Consider the following 19,761-nt stretch of genomic DNA (forward strand, 5'->3'; position numbering starts at 1 on the left):
GGGCTCGCTTCCCGGCTGGTGTCTGGTTGGGGTACACCAAACTGCACTCTCTGCGCGGTTCCTACTCGACCCCCGACTACGACCACCTGCGCCGATGGCTACACCAGGGCCCTAATCGTCGGCCCGAGAGAGGTCGTGCTGGTCGACGTCGTCCATCGCGGAACTCGATACCAAGAGGGCAGGCAGCCTGGACGCCAAGCTCACGAGCGGCACACCCGGCCGGGCGCCTGGTCTTCGAGATACGCAGTGCGTTCTTCGGCTGTGAAGTCCCGACCGACAGCCCTGCAGATCTTTGTGATTGCTGCGGTTCGGTCGGGCAGTTCGACGTCCCAAAGCTGCACCGTGGAGTCGTCGCTCCCTGTGGCCAGGCTGCGGCCGTCCCAGCTGAACGCGACCTCAGTCACCTCGTCGGTATGTCTGGTGAGGGCAGTGCGGATGCGGCCAGTCGCGGTGTCCCACAATCGCGCAGTGTCGTCACTGTCGCCCGTGGCCAGAGTGAGCCCGTCCCGGCTGAACGCAAGCGAGATCACGCCCTCTGTATTACCTGTGAGCGTGGTCCGGCGGTGGCCGGTGGCCGTGTCCCACAGCCGAACCGTGCCCTCCTCACTGACGGTGGCTAGCACGCGCCCGTCCGGGCTGATCGTCACCGCGTGCACTGGGCCGTCGGGGCGGGTCTGAGTGGTCCGTGAGCGGCCGGTTGAGATGTCCCACAGTTGCACCGTGCCCTTGTCGCTGGCGGTGGCCAGGGTGTGCCCGTCCCGGCTGAACGCCAGGGATACGACCGGTTGACGGCGACTGGGAAACTCGGCACGTGAGCGGCCGGTTGAGATGTCCCACAGTTGCACCGTGCCCTTGTCGCTGGCGGTGGCCAGGGTGCGCCCGTCCCAGCTGAACGCCAGCGCGATGACACGGTTGGCCAGAGTGAGGCGGCGCCGACCGGTCTTTGGGTCCCACAACCGCGCCGTACCCTTGTCGCTGAGAGTGGCCAGGGTGCGCCCGTCCGGGCTGAACGCCAGCATGGCGACGTCGGGTTCAGCAAGGAAGGTGTGGTCTCCGGTGGCGGTGTTGCGCAACTCCGCCTTCTTGTCGCTGGCGGTGGCCAGGGTGCGCCCGTCCCGACTGAGCGCCACCGCTCTTACGGGGCCATCAAGGTCAAAGGTGGTGCGGGAACGGCCGGTGTCTGACAACCGCACCGTGCCGTCATAGCTAGTGGTGGCGAGGGTGCGCCCGTCCGGGCTGAACGCCAGCGCGATGACGCCGTATTTGTGGCCGCCCGTAAGAGTGAGGCGGCGGCTGCCGGTCGAGGCGTCCCATAGCCGGGCTGTGTCGTCATAGCTGGTGGTGGCGAGGGTGCGCCCGTCCGGGCTGAACGCCAGCGCGATGACGCGGTCATTGTGACCGCCCGTAATTGCGGTGAGGCGACGGCCAGTTGAGGCATCCCACGTCTGTGCCGTGCCGTGCAGAGTGCCGGTGGCCAAGGTGCGCCCGTCCGGGCTGAATGCCACCGCGGTCACATCGTCGTCGTGGTCGGCGAGGGTGAGGCGGGGCTGGCCAGTGGTGGCGTCCCACAACCGCACCGTGCCCTCAGCGTCGGCGGTGGCCAGGATGCGCCCGCCCCTGCTGAGCGCCATGTCCTGGATCTCTTTGTCGGTTTTGTAGGTGACCGTGGCGCGTCGACGGCCTGTGGATGTATCCCACATGGACACGTTGCCGTCCCAGTTGGCGGTAGTCAGGGTGCGCCCGTCACGGCTGAATGCGATCGCTTTGGTTTCCCGCTGGATGGTGACGCGTCGGCGGCCTGTGGATGTGTCCCACAGCCGCACGGCGCTGTCGTCCGCGGTGGCCAGGCTGTGCCCGTCAGGACTGAACGCTACAGCGGTCACATCGCTGTTGTGGCCGGAGAGTTTGATGTGGGTGCGTCCCGTCTCGAGTTCCCACAACCGCACTGTGCCATCCCCGCTGCCAGTGGCGAGGGTGCGCCCGTCCGGGCTGAACGCCACTGAGGTCACTGCCTCTTTGTGGCCTATGAGGCGACGCTGGAGGGGGAGTTCGGCTGCCGCGTACAGGGCGGCGGTGGCGTCGGTGGTGGGGTAGATCCGGTAGGCCTGGACGGCCAGAAGGGAGGCCAGGTCGGGATTGGCGTCGAGCAGTGCGTCGTATTCGGCGACGAGTTGCCGGGACAGGGCCTGTCGCTGGGCCGTCAGTGCTGCCTGCCGTTGGGTGAGAGCGTCCTGGCGCTGCCAGAAGGCCAATGAGGCGGCAACTACAGCGAGGACCAGGAGAACGGTAAGGGCTGTGGTGAGGACGTGGCGTCGCCGGGCGGTACGGGTCTGGGCCCTGGTGCTTGCAGAGAGGAAGGCTGTGGCGGTGGGGGTGGGCTGGTCCTCGTGGGAGCGGTCGGCCCAAGTGCGGGCTTGTTCCAGGCGGTGGCCGCGGTAGAGCCTGCTGGGGTCGCGGTGGGCGCGGTCCCAGTCGGTAGCGGCCTCTTCGAGGCTTTGGCGGACGAGGTGGCCATCGCGGTTGGTGTCGATCCAGCGGCGCAGCTCGGGCCAGGCGTCCAGGAGGGCCTCGTGGGTGATCTCGACGGTGTCCTGGTGCCGGGTGAGCAGGCGGCCGTGGGTGTAGGTGTCGATGACCGCGGCGGTGGCTGCCGGGTCCTCGCCGGCGTTGAGCAGGTCGATGTAGGGCAGGCGGCGGCGGGTGTCGTCGACACCGTCGCCGATCTTGACCAGGCGTAGGAACAACGGGCGCGCGCTCTGCTGCTGGGCGAGGGTGAGGCTGGTGTAGAGGCGTTCGGCTGTGGTGGCGACGGCGTGGCGGATGCCGCCAGTGGCCTGGTAGCCGTCCACGGTCAGGGTGTGGCCGTGGCGTTGCTGCCAGGTGGCGCGCAGGGCGTGGGCCAACAGTGGCAGCCGCCCGGCCCCATAGCCCTGCGGCGGAGTACTCGTCGAGCCGGCGGCGTCGGTGCCGAGGTCGCGCAGCAGAAGCTCAGCCAGGCCCGGTTCGATCTCCAGGCCGACGGCCCGGGCCGGGAACAGGATCGCTTCGCGCAGTTCGATGGGGGTCATGGGGCCGACAACGAGCTGGCCGTCCTGCAGTACGGCGCGCAACTGGGGGTAGTCGGCGCAGGGAGTGTAGAAGTCGGAGCGCAGCCCGTACACCACCAGCGCGGCTGGCCCCGCCCCATCGGGCCCGGCATCCGCGAGGGCGGTCAGGACCTCGATGAAGCAGCGCCGCTCCTGATCGCTCGCGCACAGGGTGAACAGCTCTTCCAGCTGGTCGACGACCACCACAAGCCGCTGGCGCGCCCGGCCACCATCGCCCGTTGCCGCGCGGAGCAGAGCCACGGATGCCTGCCCACCGCCCGCTGCCAGGGCCTCGGCCACCTCCTGCTCGCTCACGCCGGTGGACTCGGCGAGGCTGGCGGCCAGTGCCGCGAGGGGATGCGCGCCAGGAGTGATCAGCAGGCGGGGCCAGGTGGCCGATCCGGGAGCGGGCAGCGCACCGCGCGCCACGGCGGGCAGCAGGCCGGCGCGCAGCAGTGAGGATTTACCCGCCCCAGACGGTGCCACCAGCGCCAGCGCGCCACCAGCGCGTAGCCGTTCGTCCAGACGGACCAGCAGATCTGCGGTCACCGCGTCCCGGCCGAAGAACCAGTGGGCCCGGTCTTCGTCGAAGGCGGCCAGGCCCGGATACGGGCATTCCAGCACGGGCGCGTCAGGTGCAGTGCGGCGGGAGCGGCGCACCCCGTCCTCGTAGTGCAGGTGCAGATCCCGCTGGGCGATGTGCTGATCCCGCCCGGCCTGATAGATCCGCGCCCCTTCGGACGCGCGGGCCTCAAAGCGCGCCTCCTCACCGCCGGGCGGCGCGGCCTCCGGCGCGCTCACCGCTCAGTGATGTGCTGGTCCCGCCCGGCCTGATACACCCGCCCGCTGCCGGACGCCTCTGCCCGCATCAGCAGCGTCCCGATCCGGGATTGCTCCTGCTCGCTCAACGCCGAGGTGAGCTGGGTGTCCAACAACTGGCGCAGTTCATCGGCGACCGCCGGATTGGATCGCAACAGCGCCTGGATCCGCATCTGCCAGTCGGCTACCAAGGCCTGCTCGGTGTCTGCCTCCCCGGTCTGCCGGGCAGCCAGCACTTGAGCCCGGGTTTCGGCCAGTTCCGCGTCGACCGCCTCGGCCTGCTCAGGACGTACCCGGCGCCACAACGCCACCATGCCGGTACGGGCGCCCTGCCAAGCATCCGCGGCTATCGCACTGACAAGCGCCGTCCCGGCCGCGAGCGCAATCGGATCCATCACACGTCCCCCTTACGCGCAAACCCGGAGAATTACGCTACCGGCGCGCACCGGAGAAAACAGTATTTGGGGCAAGACTTCATCGACACACGACTGGCGCGTTGGGGCGTACGACGAAGGCTGTTCGCTGGCGCAGTTGCCGAGGCACGACTCGGACCTTGGCACACTGAACCTCGATCCACCGCGGGAATTCTGATCACGGGCGTCGGACGGGTTCCGGGTGTTTCTTCGGGACGAGGGCAGGGGTGGTCGTCGGGTGGCCGTCCGATGCGGGGTCTCCAAAGTCTTTCGGGTCGTGGGCGGGCAGGGCAGTCGCGTGGGTCAGGTGATCATGCGCTGTCCGGTCGCCGTCCACAGGTCGGCGAAGTCGTCCTGCCAACGCCAGTGTTGGGGTAGGTGGAGGGTGAGGCGGCGGGCGCCGGTGGCGATCCGGGCGGGGATGTTGATCAGGTGGCGGCGGATCGTTCCGGTCCGTGCCCTGGCGTGGAAGACGGAAGCGAGATGGGCGGCGGCCCGGGTGAGGTTGTAGGCGGTGGCTGCGAGGGTGAGCCAGGCGGCGTTCGCGGTGAACTTCCCCGAGGGTAGATGGTCGAGCGCGGAGTCTTCCAGGTCGGCGAAGGCCTGCTCGACCTGGGCGTGTTCGCGGTGCATGGGTTCGGCCTGGGCCAGGACGAATGGGCTGTCGGTGAAGATGACGTGGTGGCGCCAGACGCCGAACAGCTCGGCCTGCCCCTCCGGCACGGACTTTGGGTTGAGCCGCTTCACGCGGCGCACGATCAGCCGGGCGGTGGCGTGGAACGCCTTCTTCTTGCTGGTGAATGCGGTGAAGGGGACTTCGGCGATCTCGGCGTCGGAGATCCAGCGTTCCTCCTCGGCGTCCCAGACGGCGGCGGCGTACTTGATCGGCGTCCAGGCGTCCTCGGCGATATGTGCGATGGCCTCACGGATCTTCTTCTTGACCGCGACCGCGAGCGAGAACCGTGCGCCGGCCTTGCGGCAGACGTCGACGACCTTGTGGGAGAAGTACGCAGAGTCGGCGCGGACGATGATCTGCGCGGTGATGCCCATCGCCCGCACTGTGGCCAGCGCCTCGCACAGCAGACTCGCCGCGCCCTTTCCGGAGCCTGCCGAGCCCTTGCGCAGCCTAGTTGCCACGATCACCGGCGCGCAGGTACCCGTCTTGACGGTGACGATCTGGAAGTGCAGGCCGTGCTGTTTGGTGTAGCCGAAGGAGGCGCCCTGCTTGGCCGGGCCGTATACCTGCTTGACCTTGGAGTCGATGTCGACGAATACCACCTCGTCCCTGGTGGGGACCAGGCCGGTGTGTGCGGCGAGATTGCAGGTGAACGCCCGTGCTGCGGACTCCAGTTGGCGCACGTGCCCCCAGGTGAACGCGCGCAGGAACGTGCCCAGCGTCGACGGGGCACGCACCCCGCCGAACAACCGGGCCAGCCCGCCATGACGTAGCAGGTCCAGGTTGTCGATGCTGTCCGCCCCGGCCGCCATCCCGCCCACGATGCTCATGACCTTCGCCTCGGCGGCCGTCCCGGCGCCGTTCTTCGCGCCGGTCAACTTCACCTTCGCGGCCACCAGAGCGGCCAGCCCGCACCGCTCGGCCAGCCGGATCGTGGGGACCAGCCCGGCATGTGCGATCAGGTCGGCGTCGTCGAACGCGGCGAACAGCTCCGCGGGCCTGTGGGAGACTTTCACTTCAGAGGTGCCTTGCCGATCGTGCGTGGTGGAAGCGTAGGAACTCCTATCATCGCAGGTCAGCAGGCACCTCTTCCTATTTCCCCGTCCACAGACAGCACGTCACACGGTGGATCAAGGATCAGGAGGCCACGGGCTTCGAACCCCACCCGAAGTCGGACGCCGACTTCGCGGGTCTCAACCGTGAGGACGGACTGTTCATCGGTTTTCAGCGGGTCGACGAATACCGGGCTCCGCGTTGGCCCGACCAGACCGTTCCCCAGCAGTTGCACCTTTGCTTCGACGTCGTGGATCTAGACGAGGCCGAGGCTCGGTTGCTGGAGTTGGGCGCGGGCAAGCCGGATCACCAGCCTCATGAGGCCGCCAAGGCGCGCGTTCTCACTGATCCGGCTGGTCATCCCTTCTGCATCTGCCGAGGCTGACCGTTGGGATCAGTACGGCATCGTCCGCACAGTCGCTCCCATAACGGAGCGCAGATGGGGACCCGGCAAGCCCGCATGCGGTACCCGACACCAACGTGCGTACTGCAGCGGTCGGAGCCGTACTCCGTGAACAGTGCATCAGGCTCAATGTGGTTCCGGTCAGTCCCACCAGCCGTCGCCGGCGTGCCGCCCATCTCTCCACTCCAGGAAACCGAGCGCCCTCCGCACGGGATACGGAGAGGCGCCGGCGTCCGCGCCGCCTCGCGGCGGTCTCACCCCGGCTGCTTGTCGCGGAGGACGTTGCGCAACGCCGCATGGCGTCCCGCACATGCCAGTGCGGAAAGCCATGCGGCGTCAGCGATGCGAGGCGGCCTTCCGGCCTACCTTCCCCCTCACCGGACGGATTCGGTGTAGGTGGGCCGGAGTGCCTTGGGTCGCCGATGCCCGAGAGTGCGTTGACGAACTCGACGTCGGCTGCCGTCAACTCTTGGACGAACGGACCGAACCGCCCCGCACCGCCCGGAAGTGCATGCGATACCAGTCCAGCCGGTCGTCATTACCGCTTGGTGACCCGCAAATGCCGTCGTTCGGCCAGCTCCTCCGCACTGACCACCGTCAGAACAGGGGTACCGGGAGGCGCGAACATGGTCACCACCAGCTGCGACTGAGCGTCCGAAAGGTTGTTGGCGCCCTGGTAGTGGATCACGTCGCCTCCGGGCTCGAAGAGGGCGTCACCGGCTTTGAGCACGCGAGGCGGCTGTCCCTCCAGCTCGAACAGGATCTCGCCCTCGGTCACGTAGCCGAAGAGCGGCCCTGGGTGCCGGTGCGGCGGCGCGCCGAGATTACCGGGCGGCAGGGTGACCCGGATGGTCCTGGCCTCGGCGTCGGCCGGGATGCGGGCCGTCACCCCCTGCAGGGCCGCAATCACCTCGACGCCCGGCGGCAGGTGTGCGTGCTCAGCGCTCATGTGTTCCTCCAAACAGGGACTGTTCACAGAGGAGGACAGGACAGCCTCCTTGTTTGTGACAGGCCTGTGCGGCGAGCGTGCCGAGAGCCGCGCCCGCGCGACCTGGTCGTGGCGGCGGATGAGCGTGCTCCGCACCTCCAACCCCCTCGCGGGTGTGCGACGCCGTGCCGGCCTGGGCCCAGCCTTTCGACGGGGAGCACGCAACTGCAGGCGGGCTCGCCGCGACCACTGGGGGACGGTTCGGAGCGGCGTCGGGCGGCTCATGCAGTAGTGGCGTTCCAATGGAGGCGCACCCCGGCGCCATTTCCCCGCCCGTGCTTCACCAAGGGATGCGTATCTCGGGGAGTGACAGCAGGAACCAAATGACCAGTGGCAGAACGAAGACCAGGACGAGGCCGGCCAGCATTTTCGCCCAGGTGGCGGTCTTTCCGCGGTCCTCCTCAGGCGGAGCGTCAAAGCGGTTGCTCACAGTCTTCCTCCCTCGATGCTCGCGCTTTCCCCAACGAGGCGCGATTGAACAGTGCTCAACGTGAGGTACTTATCAACGCCTCAAGCTGTTCGGGCACTTGCACGGACTCTGGCCTGGGGAAGTTCCTTGTCCAGCGCCTACAGGACACCGTACGCCGACTGGGCGCCCACTCCGGCCGTCGCGTTGCCAGTCGTGTTTGTGGCCGTCGTCGCGAGCACACAGGGGTGGTCGCCGGAGCGGCACGGGCCGAAGTCGGCGAGCAGGACGTTGCCCCAGGCTCGACGGTGCCTGTCGCAGATGAGAGCGTGGCCACCACTGTCGTCCGTGGCGCCGACCGCTCGAAACACCCAGCGGCCGAGATCCCGGACCCGCCGGCTCGCACCGCACCGCGCCACCGGATCGGCAGTTATTGCGCGAAGTTCATTGCAGGCAGGATGTCCCCCACGCGGCGAGTGCCGCCGCGGCATCGGGGAGACCACACATGGCTGACTGCTATCCGTACCGAATAGCGTCCAGGAGAGGAGACCTGACTCTGATCTGGCGGCCCGGAGAGGGTGACGCCCCCGACGAGCTCGTCGTTGGCGACCTCGGGGGACTCCTTGTGTTCCACGACCTCAAGACGCTAGAGGACTATTGTGTTCGCAAGGGCTGGGAGCTTGTCCAGGAGGGCGAAGCCACTCTCGATCTGCGCGTCGTACAGCGCTGGGTCGACCACCCTGACCTTGACTCGGTCTCGGCAGGACTGCTGCTGGACGCGTGGAACTTCTTCGAAGACCTCTCCCACAGCCTGAAAACCGGCTCACCCCTTCCCTCGCAAGGATCCATCCACGACAACGCCTACGAAAAGATCTTCGGCGGTGGCGCTCTCGAGCCGACCGCCGGCGAGGGAGCCTGGACGGGCGAAGAAGCCGCAGCCGTGCGCGAACTCCTCCGGGTGGGGCTCGAGCTGTGGCAGCACGCTGTGCATGGATCCAGCACCCGCTGATCGAATCCACGGGCGCCCGGCAGCAGTAGCGCGAACCGGTCCCACGCTGCTTCGTCAACCCGCCGCGAACCAGCACCAGATCGGTCGTGGCACGCCTCGGGCGAAGCGGATTTGGCATGTGGGTGGGTCGGTTCGTGCGGTGGACGGGTCGGCTGACGACACCTTGTCTCCTTCGTGACGCCTGTGGTTGAGTGTCATGGGAAGCGATTGAAACGATTCACTTCATGAGGGCGGTGTACACGCCGCATGCCGAATTGTGTTTCGTCGATGGGGGTAAGCGTGAGAAATCGCAGGATCGCAGGGCTGATGCTGTCGCTTGTGGCGACCGTGTCGGGGCTCGGCGCGACGTCCGGCGCGTCGGGCGTGCCCGTCCCGGACTCCCAAAAGGGCTCGGCCGTAGCCGGGTCGGGGCTCGCGGTGAGCGGACTCGAGGTCGAACACCAGGTCCGGCCCTTGGGTGTGGACGTCCCCCGGCCGAGGCTGAGCTGGCAGGTGACCTCGGGGCAAGGCGCCGCCGGTCCCACCGCCGTCGAGCAAGTGGCCTACGAGGTCGAGGTGTCGACGTCGCAGGGCGGCCGGGGACAGGTCTGGGACAGCGGGCGCGTGCGCTCCTCCCGGTCCTTCGACGTCGCGTACGACGGACCCGCTCTCGCGTCGCGTGCGAGCTACTACTGGCGCGTACGGGTCTGGGACCGCTCCGGAAAGGCGTCGCCGTGGAGTGGTGAAGCGCGATTCGAGACGTCCTTCGTCAACCCCGGTGACTTCCACGGGGCCTGGATCGGGGCACACGAGAAGGCGCCCGCGCTGCGGCTCGACGACGCGAAATGGATCTGGTACCCCGAGGGCAATCCGGCCGACTCGGCCCCCGCCGGTACGCGCTACCTGCGCCGGAGCTTCGACCTGCCCGACAAGACGCAGATCAGCTCGGCAGAGATGCAGCTCACGGCCGACGACCGCTTCACGCTGTATGTCAACGGCACCGAGGTGGCGCGTTCTCCGCTCGTTGCGGACTCCTGGCGGACGGCGAGCATCATCGACATCGCCCCCTACCTGCACACAGGCACCAACGTGCTGGCGGTCGAGGCGACGAACACCAATCAAGGGCCGGCGGGCGTACTCGGCAGCCTGCGCCTCCAGGGAGCGGGATCGCCCACCGACCTTGTCACCGACAGCGGCTGGAAAGCCTCCGATTCCGCGCACGAGGGGTGGGAGCAGCCCGGATACGGCGACGCGGCGTGGCCGAACGCCCTCGAGGCCGCCGGCTACGGTGCCGGCCCCTGGGGCCGGTCGGTGTCGGCTCCACCGTCCCCCGAGACGCTGCTGCGTGACGAGTTCACCGCGGCCAAGCCCATCGCGTCGGCGCGGGCCCACATCGCGGGCCTGGGCTACAACAAGCTCTACCTGAACGGCCGGCGCATCGGCGACCGAGAGCTCGAGCCCGGATTCACGGTGTACGACAAGACCGTCCTGTACTCGACGTACGACGTCACGGACGCGCTGCGCACCGGCGGCAACGCCATCGGGGTCAGCCTCGGCCGCGGCTTCTACGCGATGACCGATCCGGACGAATGGAAGGCGTCGTCCTGGTGGGGTGAGCCCAAGCTCAAGCTGGAACTCGACATCACCTACACCGACGGCACGCACCAGCAGGTGCTTAGCGACGACGGGTGGAAGGTGTCCGACGGGCCGACGACCACGCAGTCACTGTGGTTCGGGGAGACCTACGACGCCCGTGTGGAGCAGCCCGGTTGGGAGCGGCCGGGCTTCGACGACAGCACCTGGCGCGCCGCACTGACGGTCGACGGCCCCAAGGGCACCCTCCGTTCCGAGAGCTTTCCGCCCGTCAAGGTGACCGGCCATCTGAAGGCAGAGCACACCACCACGCCCGCCGACGGTACGCACGTCTACGACTACGGCACCCCCACAGCAGGGTGGGCGCGCGTCGGGGTCCAAGGACCTGCCGGAGCGACGGTCACCGTCACCTACGGCGAGAAGTTGCGTGCCGACGGCACCGTCGACAACACCGGCGCCTTCGGAATGGCCCTGCAGACCTACTCCTACACCCTCAAGGGCGAGGGGGTGGAGCACTACCAGCCGAGCTACAGCTACGCCGGTTTCCGCTATGCCCAAGTCGTGGTCCCCAAGGGGGTCACCCTGCGGTCGGTCGACGGGATGAGAGTCCACACGGCGGTGGCGTCCACCGGCGACTTCACCAGCTCGAGCGACCTGCTGAACCGCTACCAGGACGCGCAGGCCGACACGATCCTCAACAACCTCCACTCGATCCCGACCGACACACCCATGTACGAGAAGCGGCCCTACACGGCCGACGGCTTCCTGTACGCCGACTCGGCGATCGCGAACTTCGACATGCAGAACTTCTACGAGAGCTGGATGCGTTCGCACCGAGACGACCAGAACGACGACGGATCGATCGGCCCCACCGTACCCACCACCGAGTCCGGCAAGCAGGTCAAGGACCCCATCTGGTCGGCCAGTTTCATTCTCGGCACCTGGGACCTGTACTGGTACTACGGCGACACAGAGGCGGTCGCCGACAACTACGACGGCATGAAGGCCTGGTTGGAGCACTACGAGCGGGACATCGCCGACACCGGCGGCATCTACACCGGCTTCAGCTACGGAGACTGGCTCTCGCCGGAAGGCGCCAACGCGCCGGAGGGCACCCGGCTGTCCGGCACCGCGTACATCTACCTCACCGCGACGAGGCTCGCGACGATGGCAAAAGCGCTGGGCCACGAGGCAGACGCGCGGCACTTCGGCGCGTTCGCCACGCAGGTCAAGGACACCTTCAACGCCACCTTCTACGACCGGGACAAAGAGTCCTACTACGACGACAAGGCCGCAGGTTACCGGCAGACGGCGAACCTGCTCCCCCTGAGCTTCGGCATGGTGCCCAAGGAGCACCGTCAAGCCGTGATCGACAACCTCGTTGAGGACATCCACGCCCGTGGTGATCACCTGGACACCGGTGCGCTGGGCACCAAGGTCCTCCTTCCGGTCCTGACCGATGCCGGGCACGCCGACCTGGCCTACAAGGTGGCCACCAACCCGACCTACCCCGGGTGGGGTTACTGGTTCGAGGGCCTTGGCGCCACGACCATGTGGGAGGAGTGGAACGCGAACTCGCGCTCGCACGACCACGCCTTCATGGGCACGGTGGACGACTGGCTCTACCAGGATGTGGCCGGCATCGAACCCGCCGCACCCGGCTACACGAAGGTGACGATCCGCCCCCACCTCGTCGGCGACCTGACACACGCCTCCGCGCATGTCCAGTCACCGCTGGGTCGGATCGCCTCGTCGTGGACGCGGGCCAAGGGACAGTTCACCTTGCGTGTCGACGTGCCGGTGGGGTCGACCGCCGACGTCCTCGTACCGGTGAGCGGTCGGCAGAAGGCACATGCACCCGCAGCCGCGACGGCCGGCGCACAGATGGGCGGCTACGCCCGTTTCACGGTCGGCCCGGGCAGCCATCTGTTCCGCGTGACGGGCTGAACGGCGCGCGTCGTCGTGCGCGGACCTCGCCCATGGAGGGCAGCTTGATCATCCGCGTACGACTGCGACGGGCGTACGACGGTGGCAGGGCGGCCGGCGGTGAGGGTCCGGCCCATCTCTCCAGGAGCAGAGGCCCGCACGCTGGTGCGAGCCTCTGCCCATGGAACGTGACACCCAGAACTCGGGACGGAGGGCGTCGCCCCGGCCGCTGATCCGTTGCCCTCACCCGCCCTGCGGCCGGATCGGCAGGCTGTTGGGCAGGGAAGTGGGCATCTCGCGGGCAGGGTTGCCCGCCCAGTACCCCTGGGCCGGGACTTGCTCGCCCTTCATGAGGAAGGCGTCGGGCGCGAGTGTGGAGGTGTCGCCCATCGTGACGCCGTAATGGACAAGGCTGTTGACGCCGATGGTGCAACCGTTGCCGAGTGTGGTGCGGTCGGACTTGAAGGTGCCGTCCTCCTGCGAGTGGCACTGGATCCTGCTGCCTTCGTTCAGGGTGCAGTCATTGCCGATGGTGACGAGTGAGCGTTCGGGGATGAAGCATCCGTCGTCGAATACGTGGCTGCCGATCCGGGTGCCGAGCAGTCGCCAGATGAGGCTCTTGTACGGCGTGCCGTTGAAGACGGCGATCGCCTCGGTCGGGGTGGTGATCTTCCAGTACCGCTCGTGCCGCCAGAAAGGTTGCTCGTAGATCGAGCAGTACAGCGGTCGCAGACCGCCACGGCCCGCTGCGGCGCGTTCGGTGAGCAGCATGTAGACGATGACGAACAGGAGAGTCAGGAGGCCGGCCAGCACGATCACCGCCGCGCCGAGGGAGTCGTAGAGGTCGACAGCTGCCGATGCGATCACGGTCACGCAGAAGAAGTACAACCACCGCGCGAACAGGTGCACGCCCATGGTGAAGGCGTTGTGCTTGGTCTTGGCGGCCAGGCGGCGACGGAAGACCTCGCCCTCCTTGAGGTGGTCGAACCTGCTGTCCCGGAGGACCGTGCGCGGGATCTCGAAGCTGGGCGAGCCCAGGAGCCCGACGTTCTCGCGGATGGCTCCGACGAGCGGGACCATGACCTTGGTCGCCAGCAGGCAGTTGTCGCCGGTCCTGCCTCGCGCGGGGTAGGCGATGTAATTGCCGAGGAAGTTGCGCGGGCCTATGGTCACCGGCGACACGCTGAAGGAGGACGGGGAGAACTCGGCGTTGATGATCGACAGCCCGTCGGCCACCATCGTGCCCTTGCCGACAGAGCTCAGGTAGGGGATGTCGTGCTTGACCGCCATGCCGAAGTTGGAGCCCGTCTGTTCGACGGGGGAGAGCTTGTAGCCCAGGCGTTGCAGGTAGTGGACGATGCCCGAGCTGTCGCCGAACAGGATCGTGAAGAAGCGCCGGTTGGTGAAGAGCACGATGATGCGGTGGACCGCGTACCGCACGCCGTACAAGGGGTAGACGACGTCCGGCTTGAGGGTGAGGTTGAGCGCGCGGGGAACCGTCGCAGTGAGCAGTACACCCAGGACCACGGCCCCGACCACGAAGATCGCCGACCCGGCCAATGCGTCGGCGTAGAACGTCCAGTCATCCAGCGCCGTGGGCCCGGGCTCAAGGATCGAGGTCGACTCCGGGACGGCCGCCACCAGGATCACGACACCGGCGACGACCAGTGGGATATAGAGGAACAGCGCCATCAGCACCTGGGTCATCGAGTACATGGCCCTGCGGGCGCCGCCGCAACGGGCGGGGCCGACCCGGCGGTAGTCCACTTCGGTGGGCTGGGCCGGCGACCCGTGCCAGTGCTCTCCGTCGGGCACCACCTGGCCGGCGTGCAGCGAGGAGGTGTGGCCGAGCTGGGTCCTGTCACCCATGGCGGTGTCGATGTCGAGCACCGTCACCTCACCCACGAGGACATCCCTGCCGAGCGTGATGGGCCCGGTCCGGATCACTCCCGATTCCGCCCGGTAGCAGTTGTAGTAGGTGTCCTTCCGGATCACCGAGCCGTCACCGATGGTGAGCAGGTCCGTGCACACCGGGATGTGCCGGGAGAAGATGCTGACGCGACGTCCGATCTTCGCTCCGAGTGCCCGCAGATAGAGGGGGTACAGCGGTGAGCCGACGAACAGCACGAGCGGGCTGGTGCGGATGAGCGTCTTGGCGCACCAGAATCGGACGTAGGCCAGGCTCCAGGTGCGGATCCGCTGGGGCCGCCACCGGCCGATCAGCACCCACTTGGCCACCACTGGCAGCACGGAGGCGCCGAGGAAGAGCGCGGCACCGAAGATCACCGCTCGTAGGTAGGTGCCCAGCAGGCCGACGCCGTCGGAGATCCACTCCACACCCTGGGCGAGGACCAGGGCCACAACGTAGGAGTAGGCGAGGAAGAAGAGCAGTTGCAGCGCCCCGCACGTCACGTAGTGCGACGTGCCGGAGACGGGGGGTGGTGGTGCTTGCCTGTGGGGCGCCGCCACCGGTGGAGGGGAGGCCTCGGGCGTCGGCGGCGCGGTATCGGTAAGGGCCGCCGCCAGGCCCCTGACGGTCGGATGGCGGTAGACGTCCTTCATGGACACCGACGGCACGTCGTCCCGTTTTCTGAGCCGCGCACAGAAATGGGCCATGACCATGGAGTCCGCGCCCAGGTCGCTGAAGAAGTTGCTGTCGACCGAGACCCGGTCGACCCGTACGACCTGAGCCAGAACCTCGGCAAGGACCTGCTCGGAAGCGGCTATCGAAGATTCCCCCGGGTCCGGGGTGAGAACATCGACCGGGTTGTCCACCATGTCGGCTCCATGACGCATGCGGCCCGCTCTCGTCCAGCGGGACACGGCGTCCTCGAACCTCGCCAACGGTCCGAGCGCGCGATCCGCGACCGACGCGCTGCGCCAGTGTGCGGCCGCACCGAAGGCGCCGCATTGGCATTGTCTGCCCAGGCCCGCAGAATGGCCACTCCGCCGCTGCATCGCGGAGGCCCTTGCCGGACTGCAAGATCTCCTCGGTGGTCCATCAGCGTTCAGCGACGCGTGCCGGGGTGGGCGGCGGTGGCCCCGCTGCTGCCGAGTGGCAGCGGTAGAGGGCGAGTTCGCCGGTGGGTCAGCTGCGGAGCCGCGCCACGTGGGATGTGAAACTGGCGACCTCGCGTATTCGGCTGTCGCGTATTCCTTAATCAGTGAGCCTCCGCCAACTTGAAATCACAGGTCAAAGAGCTGGTGTGACCGGTTCTCGGGGTGCTCACGCTGGTCGTGGGCGACAGTCTGCGGAGTAGATCATCCGTCAGCGGTTGACTTCGAGGTTCGCCAGAACGAAAGGGCGCGCAGAAGGTGGGTGGCGCGGGCGGGGTCGGTGCGGAGTTTGGTGGGGGTCCGCCAGTTCTTGAGGTGGGCGAATCCGTGTTCGACCGGTGCGCGTCCGGTGGCGAGGACGCGGTTGGCGGTCTTCTGGCCGGGGGTGAGCTTGTGAGCGCGGGTGGCTGTGAAGCCGGTGACGATCACGGGGTCGCGTACGTCGTTGTCGAGGCCGCGGAAGCCGAGGTCCGCCAATGCGCCGAGACCGGCGGCGCGCAGGTGGGCCAGAATGTGGTCGTGGCGGGCGGCCGTGATGTCGTGGGTGCGGCCGGGCCGGGCGGCGGATATCCAGATCAGGCGGCCTTTCTCGTCGGTCACGGCGAGGAAGTGCAGGCCGTGATGGCGGTATTTGCCGGAGTAGTTTTGTCGGTCGGCCTTTCCTGTGCGGCGTCGGGTGGGGATGAGGGTGCCGTCGATCAGGACTACCTCCCCGCCCTGCTTGGCCACCTTCTTCAGGGCGCGGTCCAGGCGCGGAGCCTGCGCGACGAGGAGGGCGATCAGCTCGTCGCGCCAGCGGCGGACGGTGGACTCGGACTCATTGTTGCCGCCGGCCATGTCGGCCAGGCGCTGGTCGTGGCGCAGCACGGTCAAGACGATCACCGTGATCCTCCCGGGCGGCAGGATCCGCCACCTGGACCGAATCGCCTTCAGGTGGCGTCGCAGTAGATCGGCGAGGTACTTGACGGTGCTCGTGGACAGCGGCAGACGGTACTGGTAATCAAGCGGGCAGGTGTCCTCGGCGCGTTCTTTGGATCTCGTCACACAGTTCCAACGGCCGCCGGGGGCAACCCGGTTACGCCCGCACCCCACCACTCCGGGCGCTGGCGTCCCTGGTCACAGGCAGGTGGTAAACCGGCCGTCGGGTAGTTTCCGCAGCCAGCCGCGATCGACGAGTCTGACCACTCTCCCGCGCAGCGGTTCCAGCTTGGCCCGCACACTGACGTCGATTCCCAGCGCGTCACCGACCTGCCGGGCCATGACCGGTCCGGCGGCCTGCCGCACAGCGGCGAGAATGCGCTGGTGGTCCGGCGGGAGTGTGCTCTCCTCCACGCCTGACGTGCGGTGCGGGATCAGCATCACCGCTCGTCCGCCCACCTGCCCGGGCGCCGGCGTGACCGATGCCCGTTCGTTGGCGAGCTGTTCACTCACCCGTTCAAGGACGCGTTCGGCGACGGCGAGTTCGTTCCGCTCGGCCCGTACCTCCGCCAACTGCTTGGCCAGCTGCTTTTCGAGTTCCTCCAGTTCCGCGCGCCGCGGTGATCCGTTCCAGCAGCTCAGGATCCATGCACCGGATCGTAGAAGGCCGTCCAGCCGCAGCGAGCAAGAACCGGGGAGCTGACGAGGTTCAGGCCGTGTTCTACGGGTCTGGCGTTTGGCCAAGGGCCTCCCGTCGCGCTGTGCCTCGCTCCCACATGCTGCGCGCCACTGGTTCCAGCGCCCGGCCGTGGCTGGTCAGAATGTAGCGGACGCGCGGAGGCCAGCCCGGGGTGCGGTGAGGCTCGATGACGCCCGCACTGGTCAACTGGGTCGGCCTGTCCGAGAGAGCGGGCAGGGCGGCGGACAGTTCGGAGTAGGTGGTCTGACCGCGGCGTAGGAACTCGCGGACTACCAGCGGCGTCCACCGACCACCCAGCGCGGCGAGGGTGATGTCAACAGGGCACCGCGGTTCGTGGCCAGGCGGAACGAGGGCGCCGTCCGGGCAGTCCGCCAGCGGGCCGTCCTGATCACCCGTCGGTGCGTGTCCAACGGTTTGGTGCGTCACGAAAACCGTGAGCCGTCGGTCGGCCGATGGGCGGGGCGGATCAGTTGCGCGTGCCGGCCGGTGGGCCGACGACGGTGGTGAGCTGGAGTTTGGTCTCGTCCTCACTGCCCGGCGCGGCGGTCATGATGACAATCTTGAGCTCCGTGTCGCCGTCGGTCAGGACATCGCAGTCCACCGTGACCGGGCCCACCGACGGGTGATCGACCCTCTTGTGGACCTCGCGATTCGCGGTCACCTCTCCTGTCGCCCACAGCTCGGCGAACCTCTCGTTGCCTGCGTTCAGGTCGCGGACCAGCGCGGCCAGGCGGCTGTCCCGGGGGAAGCGGCCGGTGGCGCGGCGCAGATCGGAGACGAGGGCGGCGTCGGCGGTGTCGGGGTCCGTCTCGGTGACCGGCCACAGCGCGAGGGGGGTGTGATCGACGTCCACCGGGAACCTGTCGCGGGCGAAGTTGCGCATCCGCGGCGGCGAAGCCAAGGGGTCTCCCAGCAGGGCGGCCCACCCGTGGTTCCACCACACCAGTTGCCAGTCCGCCGCGAACACGGCCACCGGTACGTCTCCGAGGCGGACGAGTACCCGTTGCATACCGGGGGGGAGATGGTCGCAGATCGTGCCGTCCGCCGGCGGCACGATCTGGGCCAGCCGGTAGAGGTGGTCCCGCTCGGCGGTGGACAGTTGGAGAGCGCGCGCCAGGGACGCCACCACCGACGCCGAGGGTGTCGTGGCCCGCCCCTGCTCCAGGCGCACGACGTAGTCGACCGACACTCCGGCCAGGTCGGCCAGTTCCTCGCGCCGCAGCCCGACAGCCCGGCGCTTGCGGACGACCGGCAGCCCAGCGGCTGACGGGGGCAGCCGGTTCCGCCACGTGCGGATCATCGCGCCCAGTCCAGTTCCGGGGGGTGTCGTCGTCATGCTCTCCATCCTCCCGCGTCCCCGATCACATGCGGGGGCGCGAGGGTGGTACTGGTCTTCCCACCGTCGAAGCGTCCCTGGTCCGGCTCCCTCGTCAAGGCAACCATCGAAGGCATGACGATCACTTTCATCACCGGAGCCAACAAGGGCATCGGCCGCGAGACCGCCCGCCGCCTCATCGCGTGCGGTCACACCGTTCTCCTGGGAGCCCGCGACCGTGAGCGGGGTGAGGAGGCAGCCGCCGCGCTGGGCGCACGCTTCGTCCCCGTCGACGTGACCGACGACGCGTCCGTGGCCGCCGCCGCGGACGTCGCCGAGCACGAGGGCAGGATCGATGTCCTGATCAACAACGCGGGGGTCCAGGGTCCCTTCGGTGATCCCGGCGATCTCACCGCCGCCGACGCCCGCGCCGTCCTCGACGTCAACGTCATCGGCGTGGTCCGCACCACCACCGCGTTCCTGCCGCTGCTGCGCCGTTCGGACGACCCCGTGATCATCAACGTCAGCAGCGGCATGGGCTCCCTCGCCTTCACCCACGACCCCGGCCGGTCCGAGTCGCACGTCGTCGTGCCGCTGTACGCCTCCTCGAAGGCGGCGCTGACGATGTTGACCACGCAGTACGCCAAAGGGCTCAAGGGCATTCGCGTCAACGCCGCCGACCCCGGCTACACCGCGACCGACATAAACGGTCACAGCGGCTCCCAGACCGTCACCGAGGGCACGGACGCGATCGTCGCCCTCGCCACCGAGGGGCCCGGTGCCGGCACCGGACGCTTCATCGACCGCCATGGCGAGATCGCCTGGTCCTGAGACCGGCGGTGCCGGGTCACCGGCCCTGAAGAACAGAGCGGGCAGAACATCGAGACCGGTCCCGGATAGGAGAACCGCTGCCGCTACTGGCGTCGGCGGAACCTCCGGCCGAGGTGATCAGGACGTACGAGCCGGGGCCCGGCAATTCGAGACGGTAGCCGCCGTCGGGCCCGGTGACCGCGCGGTCCAGACGGCGTTCCACATCTCCGCCGCCTTCTTGGTGGTCGCCGCCCTCGTCGCCGCGTTTGTACTCAAGCAGAAGGGCTGGGAGAGCGTCGCCGAGGCAGATGCCGCCGTCGGGATGGCGGAAGGATGACGATGCTGCGGCAGCTCGGGTTCCTGACCGGAACTACTGCGCGACGCACTGGACTTGCGAGGAGCACGGAGACCACCCGCGCCACCCACCTCCTGCGCGCCCTGCTCGTCCTGACGAATCTTGAAGTCAACCGCTGACAGACGATCTACTCCGGAGACTGCCGCCTCCGACCAGCGTGAGAACCTCGGGAGACCGTCACGCCAGCCCTTTGACCTGTGCCTTCAAGTTGGCGGAGGCTCAGTGAGGGTCTGTAGTCACTGTGTGTGACCAGAG

At 68.1% G+C, this 19,761-nt stretch carries 14 protein-coding genes; 4 read left to right on the forward strand and 10 right to left on the reverse strand.

The window, feature by feature from the left end; all coding sequences use genetic code 11:
- Positions 1-200: 200 nt before the first annotated feature.
- The 3 genes from ADL25_RS27290 to ADL25_RS27300 form a co-directional block, all read right to left on the reverse strand.
- The gene (locus ADL25_RS27290; protein ID WP_059130483.1) at positions 201-3,887 is read right to left on the reverse strand and encodes an NACHT and WD repeat domain-containing protein; all 3,687 of its coding nucleotides are present in this window, start codon (positions 3,885-3,887) and stop codon (positions 201-203) included.
- Positions 3,884-4,300, reverse strand: a complete 417-nt coding sequence (locus ADL25_RS27295) for a hypothetical protein (protein ID WP_059130484.1) — start codon at positions 4,298-4,300, stop codon at positions 3,884-3,886. Before ADL25_RS27295 ends, ADL25_RS27290 begins: the two co-directional genes overlap by 4 nt.
- Positions 4,301-4,621: 321 nt before the next feature.
- A complete protein-coding gene (locus tag ADL25_RS27300; protein ID WP_059130485.1) occupies positions 4,622-6,010 on the reverse strand; it encodes an IS1380 family transposase in 1,389 nt (462 codons plus the stop codon).
- Between the two features lie 113 nt (positions 6,011-6,123).
- On the opposite strand from ADL25_RS27300, the gene ADL25_RS46535 reads away from it, so the two are divergent.
- Positions 6,124-6,432: a VOC family protein gene (locus tag ADL25_RS46535; protein WP_079050607.1), complete on the forward strand. Its 309-nt coding sequence runs from the start codon at positions 6,124-6,126 to the stop codon at positions 6,430-6,432.
- 556 nt (positions 6,433-6,988) lie between these two features.
- Here the strand turns inward: ADL25_RS46535 and ADL25_RS27305 are convergent.
- Together ADL25_RS27305 and ADL25_RS49160 are read right to left on the reverse strand one after the other, a co-directional pair.
- A complete protein-coding gene (locus ADL25_RS27305; RefSeq protein ID WP_059130486.1) occupies positions 6,989-7,399 on the reverse strand; it encodes a cupin domain-containing protein in 411 nt (136 codons plus the stop codon).
- 319 nt (positions 7,400-7,718) lie between these two features.
- Positions 7,719-7,868: a hypothetical protein gene (locus ADL25_RS49160; RefSeq protein ID WP_159045012.1), complete on the reverse strand. Its 150-nt coding sequence runs from the start codon at positions 7,866-7,868 to the stop codon at positions 7,719-7,721.
- Positions 7,869-8,349: 481 nt separating this feature from the next.
- On the opposite strand from ADL25_RS49160, the gene ADL25_RS27315 reads away from it, so the two are divergent.
- Together ADL25_RS27315 and ADL25_RS27320 are read left to right on the forward strand one after the other, a co-directional pair.
- On the forward strand, positions 8,350-8,853 hold the full coding sequence (locus tag ADL25_RS27315) for a hypothetical protein (RefSeq protein WP_059130488.1): 504 nt from the start codon (positions 8,350-8,352) through the stop codon (positions 8,851-8,853).
- 279 nt (positions 8,854-9,132) lie between these two features.
- A complete protein-coding gene (locus ADL25_RS27320) occupies positions 9,133-12,372 on the forward strand; it encodes a family 78 glycoside hydrolase catalytic domain (protein ID WP_199839215.1) in 3,240 nt (1,079 codons plus the stop codon).
- Between the two features lie 222 nt (positions 12,373-12,594).
- Here the strand turns inward: ADL25_RS27320 and ADL25_RS27325 are convergent, their stop codons facing one another.
- The 5 genes from ADL25_RS27325 to ADL25_RS27340 form a co-directional block, all read right to left on the reverse strand.
- On the reverse strand, positions 12,595-15,129 hold the full coding sequence (locus tag ADL25_RS27325; protein ID WP_079050600.1) for a Pls/PosA family non-ribosomal peptide synthetase: 2,535 nt from the start codon (positions 15,127-15,129) through the stop codon (positions 12,595-12,597).
- Between the two features lie 483 nt (positions 15,130-15,612).
- Positions 15,613-16,452, reverse strand: coding sequence for an IS5/IS1182 family transposase (locus ADL25_RS27330; protein ID WP_059130491.1), 840 nt, complete (start codon positions 16,450-16,452; stop codon positions 15,613-15,615).
- A gap of 72 nt (positions 16,453-16,524) precedes the next feature.
- A complete protein-coding gene (locus ADL25_RS49890; protein ID WP_234381062.1) occupies positions 16,525-17,070 on the reverse strand; it encodes a hypothetical protein in 546 nt (181 codons plus the stop codon).
- On the reverse strand, positions 17,048-17,557 hold the full coding sequence (locus ADL25_RS46540; RefSeq protein ID WP_319115144.1) for a helix-turn-helix domain-containing protein: 510 nt from the start codon (positions 17,555-17,557) through the stop codon (positions 17,048-17,050). Before ADL25_RS46540 ends, ADL25_RS49890 begins: the two co-directional genes overlap by 23 nt.
- Positions 17,493-18,371 carry a helix-turn-helix transcriptional regulator gene (locus ADL25_RS27340; RefSeq protein ID WP_059130492.1) on the reverse strand — a complete coding sequence of 293 codons (879 nt, stop codon included), beginning with the start codon at positions 18,369-18,371 and terminating at the stop codon, positions 17,493-17,495. Before ADL25_RS27340 ends, ADL25_RS46540 begins: the two co-directional genes overlap by 65 nt.
- A 105-nt stretch (positions 18,372-18,476) precedes the next feature.
- On the opposite strand from ADL25_RS27340, the gene ADL25_RS27345 reads away from it, so the two are divergent.
- On the forward strand, positions 18,477-19,172 hold the full coding sequence (locus ADL25_RS27345; protein WP_059130545.1) for an SDR family NAD(P)-dependent oxidoreductase: 696 nt from the start codon (positions 18,477-18,479) through the stop codon (positions 19,170-19,172).
- Positions 19,173-19,761: the final 589 nt, after the last annotated feature.

Source organism: Streptomyces sp. NRRL F-5122, from assembly GCF_001507435.1.
In the GTDB taxonomy this organism is placed as follows: domain Bacteria; phylum Actinomycetota; class Actinomycetes; order Streptomycetales; family Streptomycetaceae; genus Streptomyces; species Streptomyces lannensis.